Annotated in this window: 15 protein-coding genes and 1 other RNA gene; all 16 read right to left on the bottom strand. The window is 64.3% G+C overall.

Features of this window, described 5'->3' with window-relative positions:
- Positions 1–6: 6 nt before the first annotated feature.
- The 16 genes from JI749_RS08925 to JI749_RS08850 all read right to left on the bottom strand — a co-directional run bounded on the left by JI749_RS08925 (position 7) and on the right by JI749_RS08850 (position 17,345).
- On the bottom strand, positions 7–1,002 hold the full coding sequence (locus JI749_RS08925; protein ID WP_201652303.1) for a cell division protein FtsQ/DivIB: 996 nt from the start codon (positions 1,000–1,002) through the stop codon (positions 7–9).
- Complete coding sequence (locus JI749_RS08920) at positions 990–1,910, bottom strand: D-alanine--D-alanine ligase (RefSeq protein WP_201652300.1); 921 nt, start codon at positions 1,908–1,910, stop codon at positions 990–992. Before JI749_RS08920 ends, JI749_RS08925 begins: the two co-directional genes overlap by 13 nt.
- Positions 1,907–3,325, bottom strand: coding sequence for a UDP-N-acetylmuramate--L-alanine ligase (gene murC / locus JI749_RS08915; RefSeq protein WP_201652297.1), 1,419 nt, complete (start codon positions 3,323–3,325; stop codon positions 1,907–1,909). The genes JI749_RS08920 and murC overlap by 4 nt, the downstream gene beginning before the upstream one ends.
- Positions 3,322–4,422: an undecaprenyldiphospho-muramoylpentapeptide beta-N-acetylglucosaminyltransferase gene (gene murG, locus JI749_RS08910; protein WP_233280713.1), complete on the bottom strand. Its 1,101-nt coding sequence runs from the start codon at positions 4,420–4,422 to the stop codon at positions 3,322–3,324. Before murG ends, murC begins: the two co-directional genes overlap by 4 nt.
- 8 nt (positions 4,423–4,430) lie before the next feature.
- A complete protein-coding gene (locus JI749_RS08905; RefSeq protein ID WP_201662715.1) occupies positions 4,431–5,600 on the bottom strand; it encodes an FtsW/RodA/SpoVE family cell cycle protein in 1,170 nt (389 codons plus the stop codon).
- Between the two features lie 190 nt (positions 5,601–5,790).
- A complete protein-coding gene (mraY, locus tag JI749_RS08900) occupies positions 5,791–6,876 on the bottom strand; it encodes a phospho-N-acetylmuramoyl-pentapeptide-transferase (protein ID WP_201652291.1) in 1,086 nt (361 codons plus the stop codon).
- A gap of 27 nt (positions 6,877–6,903) precedes the next feature.
- Positions 6,904–8,295 carry a UDP-N-acetylmuramoyl-tripeptide--D-alanyl-D-alanine ligase gene (locus JI749_RS08895; RefSeq protein WP_201652288.1) on the bottom strand — a complete coding sequence of 464 codons (1,392 nt, stop codon included), beginning with the start codon at positions 8,293–8,295 and terminating at the stop codon, positions 6,904–6,906.
- A gap of 86 nt (positions 8,296–8,381) precedes the next feature.
- Complete coding sequence (locus JI749_RS08890) at positions 8,382–9,824, bottom strand: UDP-N-acetylmuramoyl-L-alanyl-D-glutamate--2,6-diaminopimelate ligase (protein WP_233280712.1); 1,443 nt, start codon at positions 9,822–9,824, stop codon at positions 8,382–8,384.
- A 24-nt stretch (positions 9,825–9,848) separates the two neighbouring features.
- Positions 9,849–11,558 (bottom strand): peptidoglycan D,D-transpeptidase FtsI family protein, encoded by a 1,710-nt coding sequence (locus JI749_RS08885; protein ID WP_201652285.1) that lies wholly within the window; start codon positions 11,556–11,558, stop codon positions 9,849–9,851.
- Positions 11,558–11,941, bottom strand: a complete 384-nt coding sequence (gene ftsL / locus JI749_RS08880; protein WP_201652282.1) for a cell division protein FtsL — start codon at positions 11,939–11,941, stop codon at positions 11,558–11,560. Before ftsL ends, JI749_RS08885 begins: the two co-directional genes overlap by 1 nt.
- Complete coding sequence (rsmH, locus tag JI749_RS08875) at positions 11,938–12,939, bottom strand: 16S rRNA (cytosine(1402)-N(4))-methyltransferase RsmH (RefSeq protein WP_201652279.1); 1,002 nt, start codon at positions 12,937–12,939, stop codon at positions 11,938–11,940. The genes ftsL and rsmH overlap by 4 nt, the downstream gene beginning before the upstream one ends.
- A 218-nt stretch (positions 12,940–13,157) precedes the next feature.
- Positions 13,158–13,549, bottom strand: an RNA gene (rnpB, locus tag JI749_RS08870) — RNase P RNA component class A.
- Positions 13,550–13,584: 35 nt separating this feature from the next.
- Positions 13,585–14,337, bottom strand: coding sequence for a J domain-containing protein (locus JI749_RS08865; RefSeq protein ID WP_233280711.1), 753 nt, complete (start codon positions 14,335–14,337; stop codon positions 13,585–13,587).
- A gap of 122 nt (positions 14,338–14,459) precedes the next feature.
- Positions 14,460–15,272, bottom strand: a complete 813-nt coding sequence (locus JI749_RS08860; protein WP_201652275.1) for a hypothetical protein — start codon at positions 15,270–15,272, stop codon at positions 14,460–14,462.
- A 210-nt stretch (positions 15,273–15,482) separates the two neighbouring features.
- Positions 15,483–16,382: a methylenetetrahydrofolate reductase [NAD(P)H] gene (gene metF / locus JI749_RS08855; protein WP_201652272.1), complete on the bottom strand. Its 900-nt coding sequence runs from the start codon at positions 16,380–16,382 to the stop codon at positions 15,483–15,485.
- A 12-nt stretch (positions 16,383–16,394) separates the two neighbouring features.
- Positions 16,395–17,345 (bottom strand): ArsR/SmtB family transcription factor, encoded by a 951-nt coding sequence (locus JI749_RS08850; RefSeq protein WP_201652269.1) that lies wholly within the window; start codon positions 17,343–17,345, stop codon positions 16,395–16,397.
- Positions 17,346–17,380 lie beyond the last annotated feature (35 nt).

Below are 17,380 nucleotides of genomic sequence, written 5' to 3'. Positions count from 1 at the left end.
CGGTCATCATTGCGGGGCGGTCGTCGGTTGGGGGAACGTGGTGGAAGGCAGGTTGCGCGGGGGCATGGGATAGGGCTGGGCGGACCGGGCGCGCTCGGCAATGGCAGCCTTGCGCTCCGCTTCGTCCGCTGCCAATTCTTCTTCGGTCTTGGTCGGACGAACAGCGACCAGGGTATCGACCCGCAAGTCGATCACCGTCACGTCGCGGTCGAGCAACTGGTAGTCGGCCTGATAGCCATCCAGGTTGCGCAGCGCCCGCGCGACGCCCAGTTCGGGCAGTTGCACGCGCAGACCCGTATCATAAATGAGATCCCAGCGACGATCGGCAATGCGTGACAGCGCGACCAGCCCTTCCTTCAGTTGGGGAAACTGGTCGAGCGCGCGGATCATCACCATCGCGTCGTCATTGGCCCCGTCGCCGACGACCAGCGGCAGGTCAGCATAGGCGCCACGATCCTCGCCGATCTGCTCGCCCGACGCGTCCACCACGAAGGTGATCCCGTCGACGCGCCAGCGTGCCACCGGCACCTTTTCGGTGATGGTAACAACCACGTCGCCAGGATAGGTCTTGCGCACGCTGACGCTTTCCACCGCCGGCAGTTCGGCAATGCGCTGGCGAGCCGCCTCGACATCAAAACTAAGAGTCGACGTATGCGGCTCGATGCCCAGAGCGTCGAAGATGGCCTGTTCGCTGGTCAGCGTCTGGCCCGATATGGAGATCTCGCCGATGGCCAGGCCGGCTGCTGCAAAGCGCCCCTGCGCCACTTCGACCAAAGCACCGGCACCGATACCGATCGGCTCCCGCAGCTCGTAGACGACGGCAGTGCCCGCCAGCAGTGCCGCAAGGGCAACGCCGCGCATGATGCCGGTTCGATGCAGCACCCAGGCGCGGCTGAGATTGTTGGCGAGTTTGCGCCGCGGAGAACGGACAGGAACAGGCAATGCGCGGGGATCGACGATCCTTGCGCCGGCGAGAAAAGCCTCGCTCTTTACCTGTTGCAACTCGCGTCCTCCACCATCCAGGCGACCAGTTCTTCGTAGCTATGGCCCGCATGGGCCGCCTGCTCGGGCGCGAGCGAGGTTGGTGTCATGCCTGGCTGGGTGTTGATTTCCAGGCAGACCAGCTCGCCATCCTCGCCTGCCGCCTCGTTGTAACGGAAGTCCGTCCGCGTCACGCCGCGACAGCCGAGCGCCGCATGAGCGGCAAGGCTTAGCTTTTGCACTTTGTCGTAAATTTTAGGTTTCAGGTCGGCAGGAATGATGTGGCGAGAACCATTTGCGGCATATTTGGCTTCGTAATTGTAGAAGCTGAGGTCGGTGACGATCTCGGTCACGCCAAGCGCTACATCGCCCATCACGGCGCAGGTCAGTTCGCGGCCGGGAATGAAGCGCTCCACCATGACTTCTTCGCCGCAGTTCCAGTCTTCGCGCAGAATTTCCTGCGGCGGATGGCTGGTTCCCGCCTTGACGATGAATACGCCAAAGCTCGAGCCTTCGGCGATCGGCTTGATGACATAGGGCGGGGCCATTACATGCTCGCGCGCTGCGTCGGGCCGGGACACGACGACGTGATCGGTCACCGGAATGCCAGCGGCCTTCAGCATGATCTTGGCCTGGTGCTTGTCCATGGCCAGCGCCGACGCGAGCACACCGGAATGGGTATAGGGGATCTGCAACAGCTCGAGCAGGCCCTGGATCATGCCGCTTTCGCCGAACGGCCCATGCAGCGCATTGAAGGCCACATCGGGTTTCAGGTCGAGCAGCACATTGGCGATGTTGCGGTCAACGTCGATCTCGCTCACCTGATAGCCGGCCCGCCGCAGCGCGGCGGCGCACTGCGCCCCGCTGACAAGAGAAACCGGCCGCTCGTTGGACCACCCGCCCATGAGGACGGCGACATGTTTGCTCATTCCGGTTCTTTCCCGATCAGGGCACCAAGTTCGGCCGGCAAAGCGGCGGCCCACTGAGTGATGTTGCCGGCCCCCAGGCACACGACGTAGTCACCTTTCTCGGCGCGACTGGCGATGAGTGGCGCCAAGGCCTCGGGCCGGTCGATGACACGGGCGTCGCGGTGGCCGCGGGCGCGTATCCGCGCCACCAGTTCTTCATGCGTTACGCCGGGAATAGGCTGCTCGCCCGCCGCGTAAACAGGCGCGACAATGACCGTATCGGCGTCGTTGAAGCAGGCTGAAAAATCGTCGAACAGGTCGTTGAGGCGCGTATAGCGATGCGGTTGCACGACGGCGATCACGTCTCGCTTGGTCGACGAGCGCGCTGCCTTGAGGACGGCTGCGATTTCGACCGGATGGTGCCCATAGTCGTCGATGACGGTGATGCCGCCGACCACACCGGTCTTGGTGAAACGGCGCTTCACCCCGGTAAAGCCCCTCAGCCCCTTGCGGATGGCTTCGGCTGGCACATGCAGTTGGTCGGCCACAGCGATGGCCGCAGTGGCGTTGAGCGCGTTGTGGACGCCGGGCATCGGCAGTTCGAGTCCATCGATGCGCAGCTGCGTCTGCCGTATGCGGTCGCGTATCTCGACGGAGAACTTGGAAACGCCGTCCACGGTCTCCAGGTCCACCAGGCGCACGTCGGCCTGCGGGTTGCGGCCATAGGTGATGACGCGGCGATCCTTGATCTCACCGACCAGCGCTTGCACTTCGGGGTGGTCCAGGCACATCACTGCAAAGCCGTAGAACGGCACATTCTCGACGAACTGGTGGAAGGCCTTCTTGACCCCCTCGAAGTCGCCATAGTGATCGAGATGTTCGGGGTCGATATTGGTGACGATCGCAACGTCGGCCGGCAACTTCACGAAAGTGCCATCGCTCTCATCGGCCTCCACCACCATCCACTCGCCGCCGCCCAGGCGAGCATTGGTGCCGTAGGCGTTGATGATGCCACCGTTGATGACGGTCGGGTCCAGGTTGCCGGCGTCGAGCAGGGTCGCCACCAGCGTGGTCGTGGTTGTCTTGCCATGGGTGCCACCGATGGCGATGGCCGTCTTGAACCGCATGATCTCGGCCAGCATTTCGGCGCGCCGCACGATGGGCAAGGCCTTTGCACGTGCGGCGATCAGCTCCGGATTGTCCTTTTTGATGGCCGACGAGACGACGACAACCTCGGCCTTGCCCAGATTGTCACCGCTCTGGCCGATCTCGACCTTGATTCCCATGTCGCGCAGGCGCTGCACATTGGGATTGAGCGCAGCATCCGAGCCCTGCACGGTATAGCCCTGGTTGTGCAGGATTTCGGCAATGCCGCTCATGCCGATGCCGCCAATCCCGATAAAATGGACAGGCCCGATATTGCGCGGCATTTTCATGAACGATGATCCACTTCGACATTCTTGCCCGAGAGCATTTCGGCGAGGTCCGCCAGCTTCTCGACGGCCCGCGGCTGCCCGAGCGAACGGGCCGCATCTGCGGCTTTGGTGAGGGTTATGGGGTCCGATAACAGCGTCGTCAGGCGGCTGGCAAGCGTTTGCGCCGTCAAGGTCGATTGCTCGGCAATCCAGCCCCCACCCGCCCGGTCCACAACCAGCGCGTTGTTTTTCTGATCAGCATCGATCGCGCCGGGCAGCGGCACCAGGATTGCCGGCCGCCCCAGCACGGTCAGTTCGGCAATCGTCGAGGCGCCTGATCGACCGATCACCAGATGGCTCTTCGCGATGCGCTCGGGCAGGTCGGTGAAGAACGCCGCCAGTTCGACATTCACCTTGGCCTGGCGATAGATTTCCGCCACCCGGTCCAGGTCTTCGGCGCGGCACTGTTGCACGACGCGCAAGCGATGGCGCAGCGGCTCTTCGATGCCGGCGATGGCAGAAGGCACGATGTCCGACAGCGCCTTGGCGCCCTGGCTGCCACCGAAGACTACGATGCCGATAGGACTGACATCGTCCAGCGCCGGATAGGGCGTGGCCGACACGGCGCGAACTCGGTCGCGCACCGGATTGCCCGTAACCACCTTTTCAAGGTTCTGCCCATCGGCGAATTTGGTCTGGGCAAAGCTCATCGCCAGGACATCGGCGAAACGAGCCAGGGCCCGGTTGGCCCGCCCCATGACCGCGTTCTGCTCATGCAAGATACCTGGGATACCCTGCAGGCTTGCCGCGACGAAGGGTGGGAACGTGGGGTAACCGCCGAACCCGATGACGCAATCGGGCCGCGAGCCTCGCAGCTTGCCGAAGGCCACCGCGATCCCGCGCAGGATGCGCAAGCCGCCACCCACGAACTTGATCGGATTGGTCAGCGAGGGCGTCGCCGAGGGAACGATGTGGATCGCGCTGGCCGGGAAATCCGCGCCATAGCTCTCGACACGATGATCGGTCATCAGCTCGACCACATGGCCGCGCCGCGCCAGTTCCTGCGCCAGCGCCATGGCCGGAAAGAGGTGTCCTCCCGTGCCGCCCGCCATAAGCATGAATTTCTTCATTCGGCCGGTGCCAACGGTGCCACCGCGCTCTTGTAGCTGGGCAGGCCGGTGGCCATGCGTTCTTCAGGCTTGGTGCGCGTAAAGGCCAGCATCAGACCCATGCCGAACGCAATGGCGATCATGGAAGTACCGCCATAGGACACGAAGGGCAGCGTCATACCCTTGGGCGGGATGAGGTTGAGATTCACGGCCAGGTTGATCCCCGATTGCATGGCGAACTGGATCGCCAGCGTCGAAGCGGCAAGGCGAGCGAACAAGCTCGACTGCCTTTGTGCTCCCATCATGGCGCGAATGACGAGAAAGGCGATCAACGCCACCAGGACCAGGCAGAACAGGATGCCGAATTCGCCAGCAGCGGCCGAGAACACGTAGTCGGCATGCGCGTCGGGGATGAGCTTCTTGGCGATGGACTCGCCCGGCCCGCGGCCAAACCAGCCGCCCTCGAGCAGCGACTGCAGCGCGCGGTCGATCTGGTAGGTATTCCCGCCGCCTTCGGGATTGAGGAAGGTATCGATGCGGCGCGACACGTGCGGGAAGAACATGTAGGCCCCAAACAGCAGCGCCACGGCGGCGCCCGCCAGCCCGAAGATGACGAACCAGGAAATCCCGGACAGGAACAGCAGCGCCGCATAGGTGCCCAGCACCAGCGCCGTCTGCCCGATATCAGGTTGCAGCAGCAGGGCCGCGACGATAGCGCCCATCATCAGCGTGGCGATGATCCGGCCCGGCACGTTGCGATGGATCATGGATTCCGAGAACAGCCACGCGCCCAGCACGGCGAAGGCCGGCTTGACGAACTCGGATGGCTGGATCGACTGCCCGGCAAACGAAATCCAGCGCCGCGCACCTTTGACCTCGGTGCCGAAGCGCAGCGTCGCCCACAGCAGGGCAAGACTGATGACCAGCGTCACCAGCGCACCGATCCGCGCCTGTCGATGGCTTAGGAAGGAGGTCGCGATCATCACCGGCAGGGCAACCGCACAGAACATGGCGTGGCGGATGATGAAGAACCACGGCGACAGGCCGATGCGCTCGGCCACCGGCGGGCTGGCGGCAAAGCTCAGCACCATACCGCAGGTCAGCAGCAGGATCAGCGCCCCCAGCAATTCCCGGTCGATCGACCACCACCACTCCGCCAGAGGCGTCTTTTCGGCACGTGAGAACATCATGGGGAAAGCCGGGCTACTGGATACAACTCGAAGCGAATTGTAGCAGCCGGTCGGTTACCGATTTCCCAATGATCGTTGCGTTTTGCAAAAGAGCACTATGTGCCGCGGGTCGATATTGGGCATACCCCTACCATCCCATCCTGCAGGAATGAGTACGAGGTTGACGCCGCCTACGCCGGCGGACGTCCTAGCGCAGCTTGAGGCTCGAAAGCCCGATCAGCGCCAGCACGAACGAAATGATCCAGAAGCGGATCACCACCTGGCTTTCGGTCCAGCCCAGATGCTCGAAATGGTGGTGGATCGGCGCCATGCGGAACACGCGCTTGCCGGTTAGCTTGAACGATGTGACCTGGACGATGACCGAGACGGTTTCGAGCACGAACAGCCCGCCGATAATGGCCAGGACGATCTCGTGCTTGGTCGCCACCGCGATGGTACCGAGCGCGCCGCCCAGAGCCAGCGAGCCGGTATCGCCCATGAAGATCTGCGCCGGGGGCGCATTAAACCAGAGGAAACCGAGACCCGCGCCGATCAGCGCGCCGCAGACCACCGATAGTTCGGCGGTGCCAGGCGTATAGTTGAGCAGCAGGTAGTCCGAGAATGTCACGCTACCCACGAGATAGGCGATAAGCGCAAAGCAGGCCGCGGCCACCATCACGGGCACGATGGCCAGGCCGTCGAGACCGTCGGTGAGGTTCACCGAATTGCCGGCTGCCACCACCACGAAGCCGCCGAAGAGGATGTAGAAATAGCCCAGATTGAAGGCCAGGTCCTTGACGAAGGGGAATAGCACCGAGGTGTTGTAGGAGCCCTGCGCCAGCTGGGAAATCGCAAAGGCCGCTATGCCGCCGATGAGCGCTTCGAGCAGCAACCGCTGCCGCGAGCCGAAGCCGGCATGGGTCATGCGCTTGACCTTGAGATAGTCGTCGTAAAAGCCGATGGCGCCAAAGCCCACGGTCACGAACAGCACAACCCAGACATAGCCATTGCTGAGATTGGCCCAGAGCAGCGTCGAAATCACTGCGCCCGAGAGGATCATCAGCCCGCCCATGGTCGGCGTGCCCTTCTTGGTCAGCAGGTGCGTCTGCGGCCCGTCTTCGCGGATCGGCTGTCCCTTGCCCTGCTTGAGGCGCAGCAGCGAAATCATGCCGGGGCCAAACAGGAAAACGAAGAACAGCGCCGTGATCACCGCGCCCGCCGTGCGGAAGGTGATGTAGCGGAAGACGTTGAAAGCCGCGAGCGCGTCACCCAGCTGGCCGAGAAAATACAACATGAAACGAAGAGTCCTCGTTGGGTGGGGTCAGTTGCCTTCGAACCGTTTACGGATCTTGTCGACTATGCCAGCCAGCCCCACGCCGTTGGACCCTTTGATCATAACTGCGTCGCCATAGGCAAGATCATCAAGCACAATGTCCGCCATGTCCGCCGCACCCTGTGTATGGCCGGCAACACGGGTTGGGCCCAAAGCGGCCGCCAGCGCAGCCATCTCCTTACCGACCAGGTAGATGCGCTCGGCGCCGGACGCCACCACTGCCGACGCCAGGCTGGCGTGCAGGCTGCCCGATTGCGGTCCAAGCTCCAGCATGTCGCCCAGGATGACCATCTTGCGCCCCCCCGGTGCGGCCTGGGCGGCAAACACGTCCAGCGCCGCCGTCATCGAGGCGGTATTGGCATTGTAGCTCTCATCGATCAGCAGCAAGGGCTTGTCGGCCGGCCCAAGCAGGGTCCGCTGGCCGCGTCCCGGCTGGGCGCCGAAGCCGGCCAGCGCTCGCAACGCCACCGCCGCTTCGATGCCCGCCAGATGGGCCACTGCGAGTGCCGCCGTCGCATTGGCGATCATGTGCCGACCCGGCACGTTCAGCACCAGCGCATGGCGGACCCCGTCATGCTCGATCGTGGCAAAGCTGCGATCGGCGAGCAGTTCGACGTCCGTGATCTGCCAATCGACACCGCGCCCTTCGCCATAGGTGACGATATTGGCGACGCCAGCGGCACGCGCCTCGTCGAGCAGCACGGCCAGTTGCGGATGGTCGGCATTGAGCACTGCGGTACCGCCGGCTTCGAGCCCGGCGAAGATTTCCGCCTTTGCCCGGGCGATACCGTCGAGCGAGCCGAACGCCTCCAGATGGGCAGGCGCGATGGTAGTGATGACGGCGATATGCGGCCGCACCAGCCGGGCCAGCGGCCGTATTTCGTCCGGACCGCTCATGCCCATTTCGAATACGCCGAACTGCGCCGCTTCGGGGAAGCGCGCCAGCATCAGTGGTACGCCCCAGTGATTGTTGAAGCTCTTGATCGAGGCGTGCGTCTGCCCTGCCGCCTCGAATACCACGCGAATGGCTTCCTTGGTGGTGGTCTTGCCGACGCTTCCGGTGACACCAACAACGATAGCGCGGCTGCGCTCTCGCGCGGCCCGGGCGATATCGCGCATTCCCTCCAGCGCGTCCGGCACGACGATCCGCTGCGCCCCTTCCCCCCGGCTCACCAGCGCAGCGACCGCGCCATTGGTCAGTGCGGTCTCGACAAAGTCATGACCATCGAAGCGGTCGCCCTTGATGGCGACAAACAGGGCATTGGGACCCAATTCGCGGGAATCGATGGAGACCGAGTCGATGCGCGTAGCCGGATCGAGCCTGGTTGTCCCGCCAGTTGCCGCAAGGATATCTGCGATGGAATAGAGCGGAGCCGTCACGCCTCTACTCTCCCCTTGGGGACCGGCCGGCGCGCAACCGTCCGTCAGGAGAGGAGGTGAAGAGTGCCTGTCCGGTATCCAAGTCCCTACCCCTTGATCGCCTCCGCCACCGCTTCATGGTCGGAGAAATGATGCTTCGTCGTTCCCACGATCTGGTATTCCTCGTGGCCCTTGCCTGCAACCAGCAAAACGTCGCCCGGCTGCAGTGACTTCACCGCCTGGGTGATCGCCGCCTTCCGGTCGCCGATTTCCTTGGCGCCCTTTGCCGCCGCCAGGATTTCCGCCCGGATCGTCTTGGGTTCCTCGGTGCGCGGATTGTCGTCGGTAACGATGACGTCGTCGGCCATGCGCTGCGCCACTTCGCCCATCATCGGCCGCTTGCCCTTGTCACGATCGCCGCCCGCGCCGAACACCAGCCGCAGCTTGCTTTTGGCATAGGGCCGCAGCGAGGCAAGCGCCGATTCGAGCGCCACCGGCTTATGCGAATAGTCCACGAAGATCGCCGCCCCATTATGCTCGGCCACCAGCTCCAGCCGGCCCTTGGCGCCCTTGAGCTCGCTGAGCGCCGGAAAGGCCTGCGATTTGTCGACGCCCGTCGACATGGCCAGCGCCGCCGCGATCAGGGCATTGCTGACCTGGAATTCGCCGGTCAGCGGCAGGTGAAAGCTGAGCTTTTCGCCGACATGGCGCACTTCGACGCGCTGGCCGAAACCTTCCGGCTTGATGGAGAGTATCTCGATATAGGCCCCTTCCCGGCCCACGGTGAGCAGCGTCGCGCTGGCGCTGAGCGCTGCGAACATGAAGGGCTCGTATTCGGGATCGTCGACATTGACCACTGCCGGGCCGCTGTCGACCAGCAGGTCGGTGAACAGCCGCAGCTTGGCATTGCGATACTCTTCCATGTCGGCGTGGTAGTCGAGGTGATCGCGGCTGAGATTGGTGAAAGCCACCGCCTCGAAATGGATGCCGTCCAACCGGCGCTGGTCCAGCCCATGGCTCGAGGCTTCCAGCGCAACGTGGTTGATCCCCTGCGCCTTCAGCGCCCGCATGGACTGGTGCAACGTGCGGGAATCCGGCGTGGTGAGGCTGCCTTCGATCAGCCGGTTGGCCGTCTCTACCCCCAATGTCCCGATGCTCGCGCCGGGAATACCGGCATGCGACCAGATCTGCCGCACGAAGGACGCTACCGACGTCTTGCCGTTGGTACCCGTCACCGCCACGGTGATCTCCGGCTGCGGCTCGAAAATGCGCGACGCGGCCCGCGCATACGCGGCGCGCACATCCTTGACGATGATCACCGGCACGCCCGGGTCGCCCACCGGCTGTACGTCGCTGATGATGGCCAGCGCGCCACGCCTTACGGCATCGGCCACGAACTGGTTGCCATGCACATTGATGCCCGGGAGGGCAAAGAAGATATCGCCCGGCTCGATTCGGCGGCTATCGGAGTTGAGGCCGAACACGGCGCCCAGGCCCTTCTTGGGACGGGCGCCTGAGCCTTCGAGCAGTTGTGTTACACTGAGTGACAAGGCGATAAACCCTTCTGGATCAATCTATCTGAGTTGTGGCGGCACGAGGTTCTGGTCGAGAACCTCGGAGAAATCCGGGGCGATGCCCAGCATCGGCGCGACGCGCTGCACGATGCGGCCGGTAACGGCGCCGGCATTCCAGCCGGCCGTCGTGCCCGATTGCGGGTTTTCCGCCTTGGGCTCGTCGACCATGATGACCATGGCATAGCGGGGATTGTCGAGCGGGAAAGCCGAACCGAAGAAGTTGGTCACCTTGCTCGACGAATAGCGTCCTTCCACGACCTTTTCGGCCGTCCCGGTCTTGCCGCCAACACGGTAGCCCAGGGCTTCCTTGTTCATCTGCGAGCCCGACCCCTCCAGCGCATTGAGGCGCATCAGGTAGCGGATGGCCTCGCTCGTGGACGGCTGCAGAACACGCCGGTAGAGGGCCTCCGCCTCGGCCACATCGCGCCGGTAGAGCGTGGGCGCAATATAGTTGCCGCCGTTGACGAAGGCCGCATAGGCCGCAACCATGTGCAGCGGAGACACGGAAAGTCCGTGCCCGAACGACGCCGTGGCTGCCCCGACCTCGGAGAATTCCTTGGGCACCGTCGGCAGGCGCATTTCCGGCAATTCGAACGGCACGCGCGCATCAAAGCCCATCGTGGACAGGAAGGCCCGGTAGGCATCCTTGCCCATGGCCTGCATGACGCGGATGGTGCCGATATTGGATGAGTACTTGTAGACTTCGGGCAGGCTCAGGATGCGATGCTTGCCGTGGAAATCGTCAATGGTGAAGCGGCCGAAACGGATGCCGAAGCGCGCATCGAACTGGTCGGTAATGGAGACCGCGCCGCTGTCCAGCGCCCCCGCCATCGTCACCGTTTTGAAGATCGAGCCCGGCTCGAAAATGCCCGCCGTGACGCGGTTGAAGCTATCCTTGACCAGCGCCGAGGCCGGATCGTTGGGATCAAAGTCGGGCACGGAAGCAAGGGCGATGATCTCGCCGGTATGGATATCCATCATCACGCCGGCAGCCGCGATGGCCTTGTAGCGTGTCATCGCGTCGACCAGTTGCTCGTGCATCACATGTTGCACGCGCATGTCGACCGACAGTTCCACCGGCGCCAGCGCATTGCCGCGCGCCAGGCCCAGTTCCTGCAGCAAGGCCACGTCCTCGCCGTCCATGTGCCTTTCGATGCCGGCGATGCCCTGGTTGTCGATATTGGTGGAGCCAAGGATATGGCTCGCCTCGGTCATGCCAGGATAGAAGCGCTTGGATTCGGTGATGAAGTCGATGCCGGGGATGCCCAGCCGCATGACCTTTTCCTGGATGGCCGGCGAAAGTTCGCGCTGGACCCAGACAAAGCCCTTGTCGCCGGTAAGGCGGTTGCGCAGCCAGGTCTCGTCGAGGTCCGGCAACACTGTGCGGAGCTTGCGAACGGCCTCTTCCACGTCGATGATCCGGCGCGGCTCGGCAAACAGCGATGGCACGCGGATATCCACGGCCATTTCGAGCCCGTTCCGATCCAGGATCGGCGGGCGGGTCGCCGTGATCACGTCGCGCGCCTGGCCCTCGATGGTGGAGTCGGGAACCACCATGCCCAGTTGCACCAGCCTGCCGCCGACCAGGCCAAAACCCAGCACCAGTGCCAGCACCATCCAGCGAATGCGCGCTTGCGTCAGGTTGCCCCGCTGCTTGCGCGCGCCATCAAGTGAAATGGTGGGGCCGAAATCCTCCGCGGTGACAGCCATTACTCGATGCCCTCCAACTCAAGGATCGCGTCGATGGGGTCGATGCCGGCCTCCAGCGACTCGAACAGGGAGTCCATGGCCGACGTGTTGGGTTTGGCCGGCCGCATCGGCAGGTCGGCAAACGCGCCGAACTGTTCCTGCTTGACCGGCGCAATGGCCAGCGCCAGTTCATGCCGGCGCACGATGGGTTCGATGTGGCCCGGCTGGTTCAACACGGCCTCGTCGGCCTTGAGCAGCGACAGCTGCCCCTCCTGGCTGTCGATTTCGGCGATCAGCGCCGTGCGCTCGCCGGCCGTATTCTCAATGGAGAACTTGAGCGCATAAACGCCCGACAGCATGAGCACGCTGGTGAAGATCAAGAAGATGTTGAGGTTGCGGATCATGCAGCGCCTCGCACCTGGGGAACCCCAAGACCCTCGAAACGCACCGGCCGCGCCGCGGCATCCGAACGCGTTGCCGCGCGCAGGATGGACGAGCGCGCCCGCGGATTGCGGTCGAGCTCAGCCTGGCCTGGCTTGATTGCCTTGGCGACATCGACCCAGCGCCGCGCTTCGGTCGTCACTTGCGGCAGATGGCGGGATTGGGCCGGCCCACCCTTTTCCGGATCGAAGAACCGCTTGACGATACGGTCTTCCAGCGAATGGAAGGTCACGACGGCCAGCCGCCCACCCTCGGCCAGCAAGCGCTCGGCAGCGAACAGCGCCTCGACCAACTGGTCGAACTCGCCGTTGACGGCGATGCGGAGCGCCTGGAACGAGCGCGTCGCCGGATGCGGATCGCCCGGCTTGCGGCCAATGGCCTTTTCGATGATCCGCGCCAGCTCCAGCGTGGTGGTGATCGGCGCGGTCTCGCGCGCCGCCACGATGAACTGAGCGATCCGGCGCGACTTACGTTCCTCACCAAAGGCGTAAAGCAGGTTGGCAAGCGGCTCGGCGTCGAGCCCGTTGACGAGATCGGCGGCGCTCTCGCCCTCGGCGCTCATGCGCATGTCGAGCGGCCCCTCGCGCATGAAGGAAAAGCCACGCTCGGCCTGGTCGAGCTGCATCGAGGAAACGCCGATATCGAGCACGACGCCGTCGATCGGGCCGTGCTCGGCGGCCAGGGTGTCCAACTCGGAGAAAGTGCCCGGCACGAAGATCAGGCGGCCTTCGAACTCGGCCATCAGGGCGTCCGCAAATGGCTTTACGCTGGGGTCGCGGTCGATGGCGACCACGATGGCGCCGGCTTCAAGCAAGGCCCGCGAGTAGCCGCCCGCTCCAAACGTGCCATCCACCACCCGCTTGCCCGCAAGCGGCGACAGGGCCGCAAGAACCTCGTCCAACAGGACAGGAACGTGCGGGCCAGCATTTGGACTGGTTTCGGGCACGGAACGCTTGCCCATAAAGGCCACTACTCCACTCCCGGCCAAAAAGCCGGTTCGTAAACTCCCCCGCAGTTTGCGTCATGACGCTTAAGATTCTGTTTCCCATTAGCGATTTGGCGACCAATTCCGCGGGGTGGTTACCCGCATTGGAGCGCCGGTCCGCGCTACGCCAAATGGCCCGCCGCGCCTGCCTTTGGTGGCCTGCCCCTGTCAGTCGACATGTGCTGGAAAGATCAACAGCCAGTTGACCTGTAAGCCGGGTTCTGTAGGGCCCGCCCCTTGCGGCGCGGACGTGGCGGCCATTCATCTGCGACACCTGTTGCCAGGCGCCTCGTGCAACCAACCCGGATGATCTGGCCTCAAAACCGGCTGGGGCCGAAGCCCCGCGTCATCCCTATTTGGTCTTGCTCCCGGTGGGGTTTACCGTGCGGCCTCCATTGCTGGACACCCGGTGCGCTCTTACCGCACCCTTTCACCCTTACTCTGCCAAGGCAAAGCGGTTTGCTTTCTGTGGCACTTTCCCTGGGGTCGCCCCCGCCGGGCGTTACCCGGCACCGTGTTTCGATGGAGCCCGGACTTTCCTCCAGCAGCAGGTTACCCCACTGCCAGCGGCCACCCGGTCAACTGGCTGGAGCGTGGTGTAGAGAGTTACGCGCCATTGCGTCAAGCGCTGGTCGGGTCCGCCGTCAGCAAAGGCGTCTGCCTGGGCTTGGTCAGCGCCTGATAGGCCAGGTTGATCGACTTCATCCTGGCCGTCGCCACGTCGATCAGGTCCTCGGGCACGCCCTTGGCGATAAGGCGGTCGGGGTGGTGTTCGGCAACCAGCAACCGGTACACCCGGCGGATTTCCTCGACCGGCGCATTAGGCGCCAAACCCAGCACCGCATAGGGGTCGATCCCGGCCTCGAGCTGCACATGCTGGCTCGCCAGCTGCTCGAACCGCGCATCGTCGAAGCCGAAAATGTCGCTGACCGACTTGAGGTAGTCGAGCTCGGCTTCGTGCACCAGACCATCCGCCGTGGCGATGAAGAACAGGCTGTCGAGCACATGCTCGAGCGTATCGGGGCTATCGGCAAAAAACCGGGTCACCTTGCGCGCATAGGCATCGAAACCGGCCACGTCCTGCTTGGCCAGGTTGAAGACGCGCGCCACCTGTGCCTCGTGGCCAGCGGCAATTTCCACCGTAGCACGGAAAGCCCGCTCTTCGGATGCCGTCACGGCCCCATCGGCAACGGCCATCTTCGCCGCCAGGGCGATCAATGCCAGTGTGAAAGCGGCGTCACGGCCACCGGGTAGCCAGTTGTCGGGGTCGAGCGCATTGACCAGCGATCCCGCCAGGCCCGTGCGCTGGCTGAACGAGCCGACGAAGTCGCCTAGTCTCTGCCACATGTCGATTTTCTCTTCGGACTCGCGCATGCAAATGCTAGCCGCCGCGCCTCATGAGGGAATCGAGCAGGAGCCTGCCCGATGTCAGGACCGCGGACAATAACGAGTGCCGAACCAGTGGTCTACCGTCAGCGGCGCATGGCCGCCTTCCCTCAATCGCCGAAGAAGAAGAACGGCTCGACCTCGCGCGCAATGATCCGGTCGCGGCGAGGACGCTGTGGGGCTTCGTCGAGGAAGAAGCCATCGGCATCGACCGCCTGGCCGGCCTGGCGCTGGGCCAGGAAATCCGACAGCGGTCCGGTTTCCCAATCCTGAAGATCGGCGGAAGTGACATTGGCTGGCGGCCGGACGGCGCCGGTCGATGGGGCCGGCGTCAGCGCCGGAGGGATCACCACCGGATCACGCACCAGGGCAACCGGAACGGGCTTCGGCCGCATCGACAGCGGCATCGGCGTTGGTGCTACCTTTTGCGGGGCAATGGATGCGACCTCGATCGGATCGACCGCGGGTGGCTGCGTCACCGGTGCCGGGGTCGTGCTGATGACGGGTCGCGTGGGCGTAGTCGCCGCCACCGTGGTGGGCGCGGCTGGTGATGCCGGCACGTCGGCCCCCGTTATGTAGCTTGGCAGTTGCCGGCCCGACTGGAGGAAGGCATCGACGGCGTCGGCGGTCTGGGTAGCCGGCGCGACGACCGGCTTTGTGGATGCAACCGCCGGCTTGGCCGGCTCGGCGACCGGCTTGGCGGGCGCGACGGCTGCCACCTGCTCGGCCACCGGGGCGGCTGGGCGCTGGCTGAGTGGCGCCGGAACCGGGGCCACCGGGCGAACAATGGCGATCTGCTCGGGTGCCGGCGCGGCGGGCTTGCCCATGAACTGTGCCGACAGCAGGTCTGCAGTCGGTACGCCAACAACGAGAAGAACCCCGGCCCAGGCCAGGCCATTGGTGATGCGACGGTCGATGTTCATAATTCCTGCGTCCCGATTTGCTCCACCCGCAATGGGCGAAAGACCCGGATTTCATGGCCATTTTGTGAAAACGGCGCACGTTACCAGCTTTGCCGACCGCCATATGAACGGAAGCTGAATGACGCTCGGTCAGCTTTCCGCGGTGTCGGCCGCGTGCTGATGGCACCAGATCATGGTGAATGCAAGGTTAAGATCGGGCTGTCCCCGCCCTCATTGCTCCGGGCGTTTTCCCAGTATGCGGGCAAGCGCCAGCGCCAGGGGCGAGCGGTTGTGGGTATAGATGTGGAACTCGGTGACGCCTTCGTCCAGCAATTCGGTTACCTGCTCGGCGGCGACCGCTGAGGCAACTAGGGCGTGGGTTTCGGGCTCCTCGTCCAATCCCTCGAACCGCTCGGCCAGCCAGGCCGGGATGGAGGCGCCGCACCGCGAGGCGAAGCTGGCTATCTGCTTGAAGCTGTGGATGGGCTGGATACCCGGCACGATCGGCGCCGTGATGCCGGCGGCACGGGCACGCTCCACGTAGCGGAGGTAGTCGGCATTGGAGAAGAACATCTGCGTGAGGGCGCGGTTCGCGCCGGCGTCGAGCTTGCGCTTGAGGTTGTCGATCTCGACATCCCAGCTCGCACTCTGCGGGTGCTTCTCCGGATAGGCCGCCACGGAAATGTCGAAGTCCCCGATGCGCCGGAGGCCCGCGACCAGGTCCGCGGCATTCTGGTATCCCTCCGGATGCGGCGTGAAGGGCTGGCCCACACCCTCCGGCGGATCACCGCGCAGCGCCACGATGCGGTTGATCCCTGCCTCCCGATATCCCCGCACCACCGCATCGACCTCGTCCCGCGTCGCGCCGACGCAGGTGAGGTGCGCGGCGGCGTCGACGCCGGTATCGGCCTTGATGCGGCTGACCATGCGCAGCGTCCGCTCGCGCGTCGAACCGCCCGCTCCATAGGTGACCGAGACGAAGCGCGGCTTGAGCGGCGCCAGCTTGTGCACCGTATCCCAGAACTTCTCCTCCATGACATCGGTCTTGGGCGGAAAGAATTCAAAGGAAATCTGCAGGTCGGGACGGCGCTGCGCCGGCTGGCGACTGGCGCGGAGATTGTCGTCGATCATGGGTCTATCCGTTCAGGTCTTGTCGCTGAGGCGCCAGAGGCAAACCGTCAGGCCACGTTCTTTGCTTTGGCTGGGGAATTCGCGGACCGCCGAGACCGTAAGGCCCGCGGTCGCGGCCCAGCCGCTCATCTGGCTCTGCGACAGGCCGAGCCGGCGATGGGCATGCTCGCTGCGCAGGAATTCGAGGTCATGCGGGGCGAAATCGACGATGATCATTTCGCCACCGGGCTTGAGCAGGCGTCTCGCCTGCGCCAGCATGCGTCCCGGATCGTCGAAATAGTGCAGCACCTGGTGAATGACGATCACGTCGGCCGGCCCAGCCGCCAGGTCTACGTCACCGATGTCACCCAGGCGCACCTGGGCGTGCGCGATACCTGACGTCGCCAGTCGTGAACGCGCCACCGCCAGCATCTCGCGGCTCGAATCGATGCCGATGCCCCGCTTGTATGCGCCAGCAAGCACTTCGAGCATACGACCGGTGCCTGTGCCCAGGTCGATCAGCGTTTCCACCCGCCGCCCGTCGAGAGCCGCAATGACTGCTGCCTCCACCGCTTCCTCGGGTACATGCAAGGTCCTGAGCAGATCCCAGCTGCCAGCGACCTTGGCGAAATACTCGGTCGCTCGCGCCTGCTGGCTGGCACGAACGGCCGCCTGGCGCTCGATATCGCGCCGGCGCTCAGGGTCGCCGTCATCGATCCTCTCGATCAGCCAATGCGCCAGCGCGGCGCCGTCGCCCTCCTGTGCCGGGCCATAATAGGCCCAGGCCCCCTCGGCATTGCGCTCGATCAGACCGGCATCGGCTAGGAGCTTGAGATGGCGAGAAACGCGGGGCTGGCTCTGCTTGAGAATCTCAGTCAGGTCCTTGACCGAGTGATCGCCGTCCGCCAGCAGGGCCAGCAGCCGCAGCCGCGTGCTTTCGCCCGCCGCCTTGAGCACCCCCACCAGTCTATCCAACTCCGCCATGCGACCCTCGCGAGATATAAAGATATCTTTATATC

Source organism: Devosia oryziradicis (assembly GCF_016698645.1).
Lineage (GTDB): Bacteria > Pseudomonadota > Alphaproteobacteria > Rhizobiales > Devosiaceae > Devosia > Devosia oryziradicis.
Note: the sequence above shows the minus strand (reverse complement) of the source record. Positions and strands in the feature narration are given on the sequence as shown.

Coding starts and splice junctions, on each gene's coding strand:
- JI749_RS08905 (WP_201662715.1), bottom strand. CDS start 5,600: ATGTTCTCACGTGCCGAAAAGACGCCTCTGGCGGAGTGGTGGTGGTCG.
- rsmH (WP_201652279.1), bottom strand. CDS start 12,939: ATGGGCAAGCGTTCCGTGCCCGAAACCAGTCCAAATGCTGGCCCGCAC.
- ftsL (WP_201652282.1), bottom strand. CDS start 11,941: ATGATCCGCAACCTCAACATCTTCTTGATCTTCACCAGCGTGCTCATG.
- JI749_RS08860 (WP_201652275.1), bottom strand. CDS start 15,272: ATGAACATCGACCGTCGCATCACCAATGGCCTGGCCTGGGCCGGGGTT.
- JI749_RS08920 (WP_201652300.1), bottom strand. CDS start 1,910: ATGAGCAAACATGTCGCCGTCCTCATGGGCGGGTGGTCCAACGAGCGG.
- JI749_RS08885 (WP_201652285.1), bottom strand. CDS start 11,558: ATGGCTGTCACCGCGGAGGATTTCGGCCCCACCATTTCACTTGATGGC.
- JI749_RS08850 (WP_201652269.1), bottom strand. CDS start 17,345: ATGGCGGAGTTGGATAGACTGGTGGGGGTGCTCAAGGCGGCGGGCGAA.
- JI749_RS08865 (WP_233280711.1), bottom strand. CDS start 14,337: ATGCGCGAGTCCGAAGAGAAAATCGACATGTGGCAGAGACTAGGCGAC.
- mraY (WP_201652291.1), bottom strand. CDS start 6,876: ATGTTGTATTTTCTCGGCCAGCTGGGTGACGCGCTCGCGGCTTTCAAC.
- metF (WP_201652272.1), bottom strand. CDS start 16,382: ATGATCGACGACAATCTCCGCGCCAGTCGCCAGCCGGCGCAGCGCCGT.
- murC (WP_201652297.1), bottom strand. CDS start 3,325: ATGAAAATGCCGCGCAATATCGGGCCTGTCCATTTTATCGGGATTGGC.
- murG (WP_233280713.1), bottom strand. CDS start 4,422: ATGCTTATGGCGGGCGGCACGGGAGGACACCTCTTTCCGGCCATGGCG.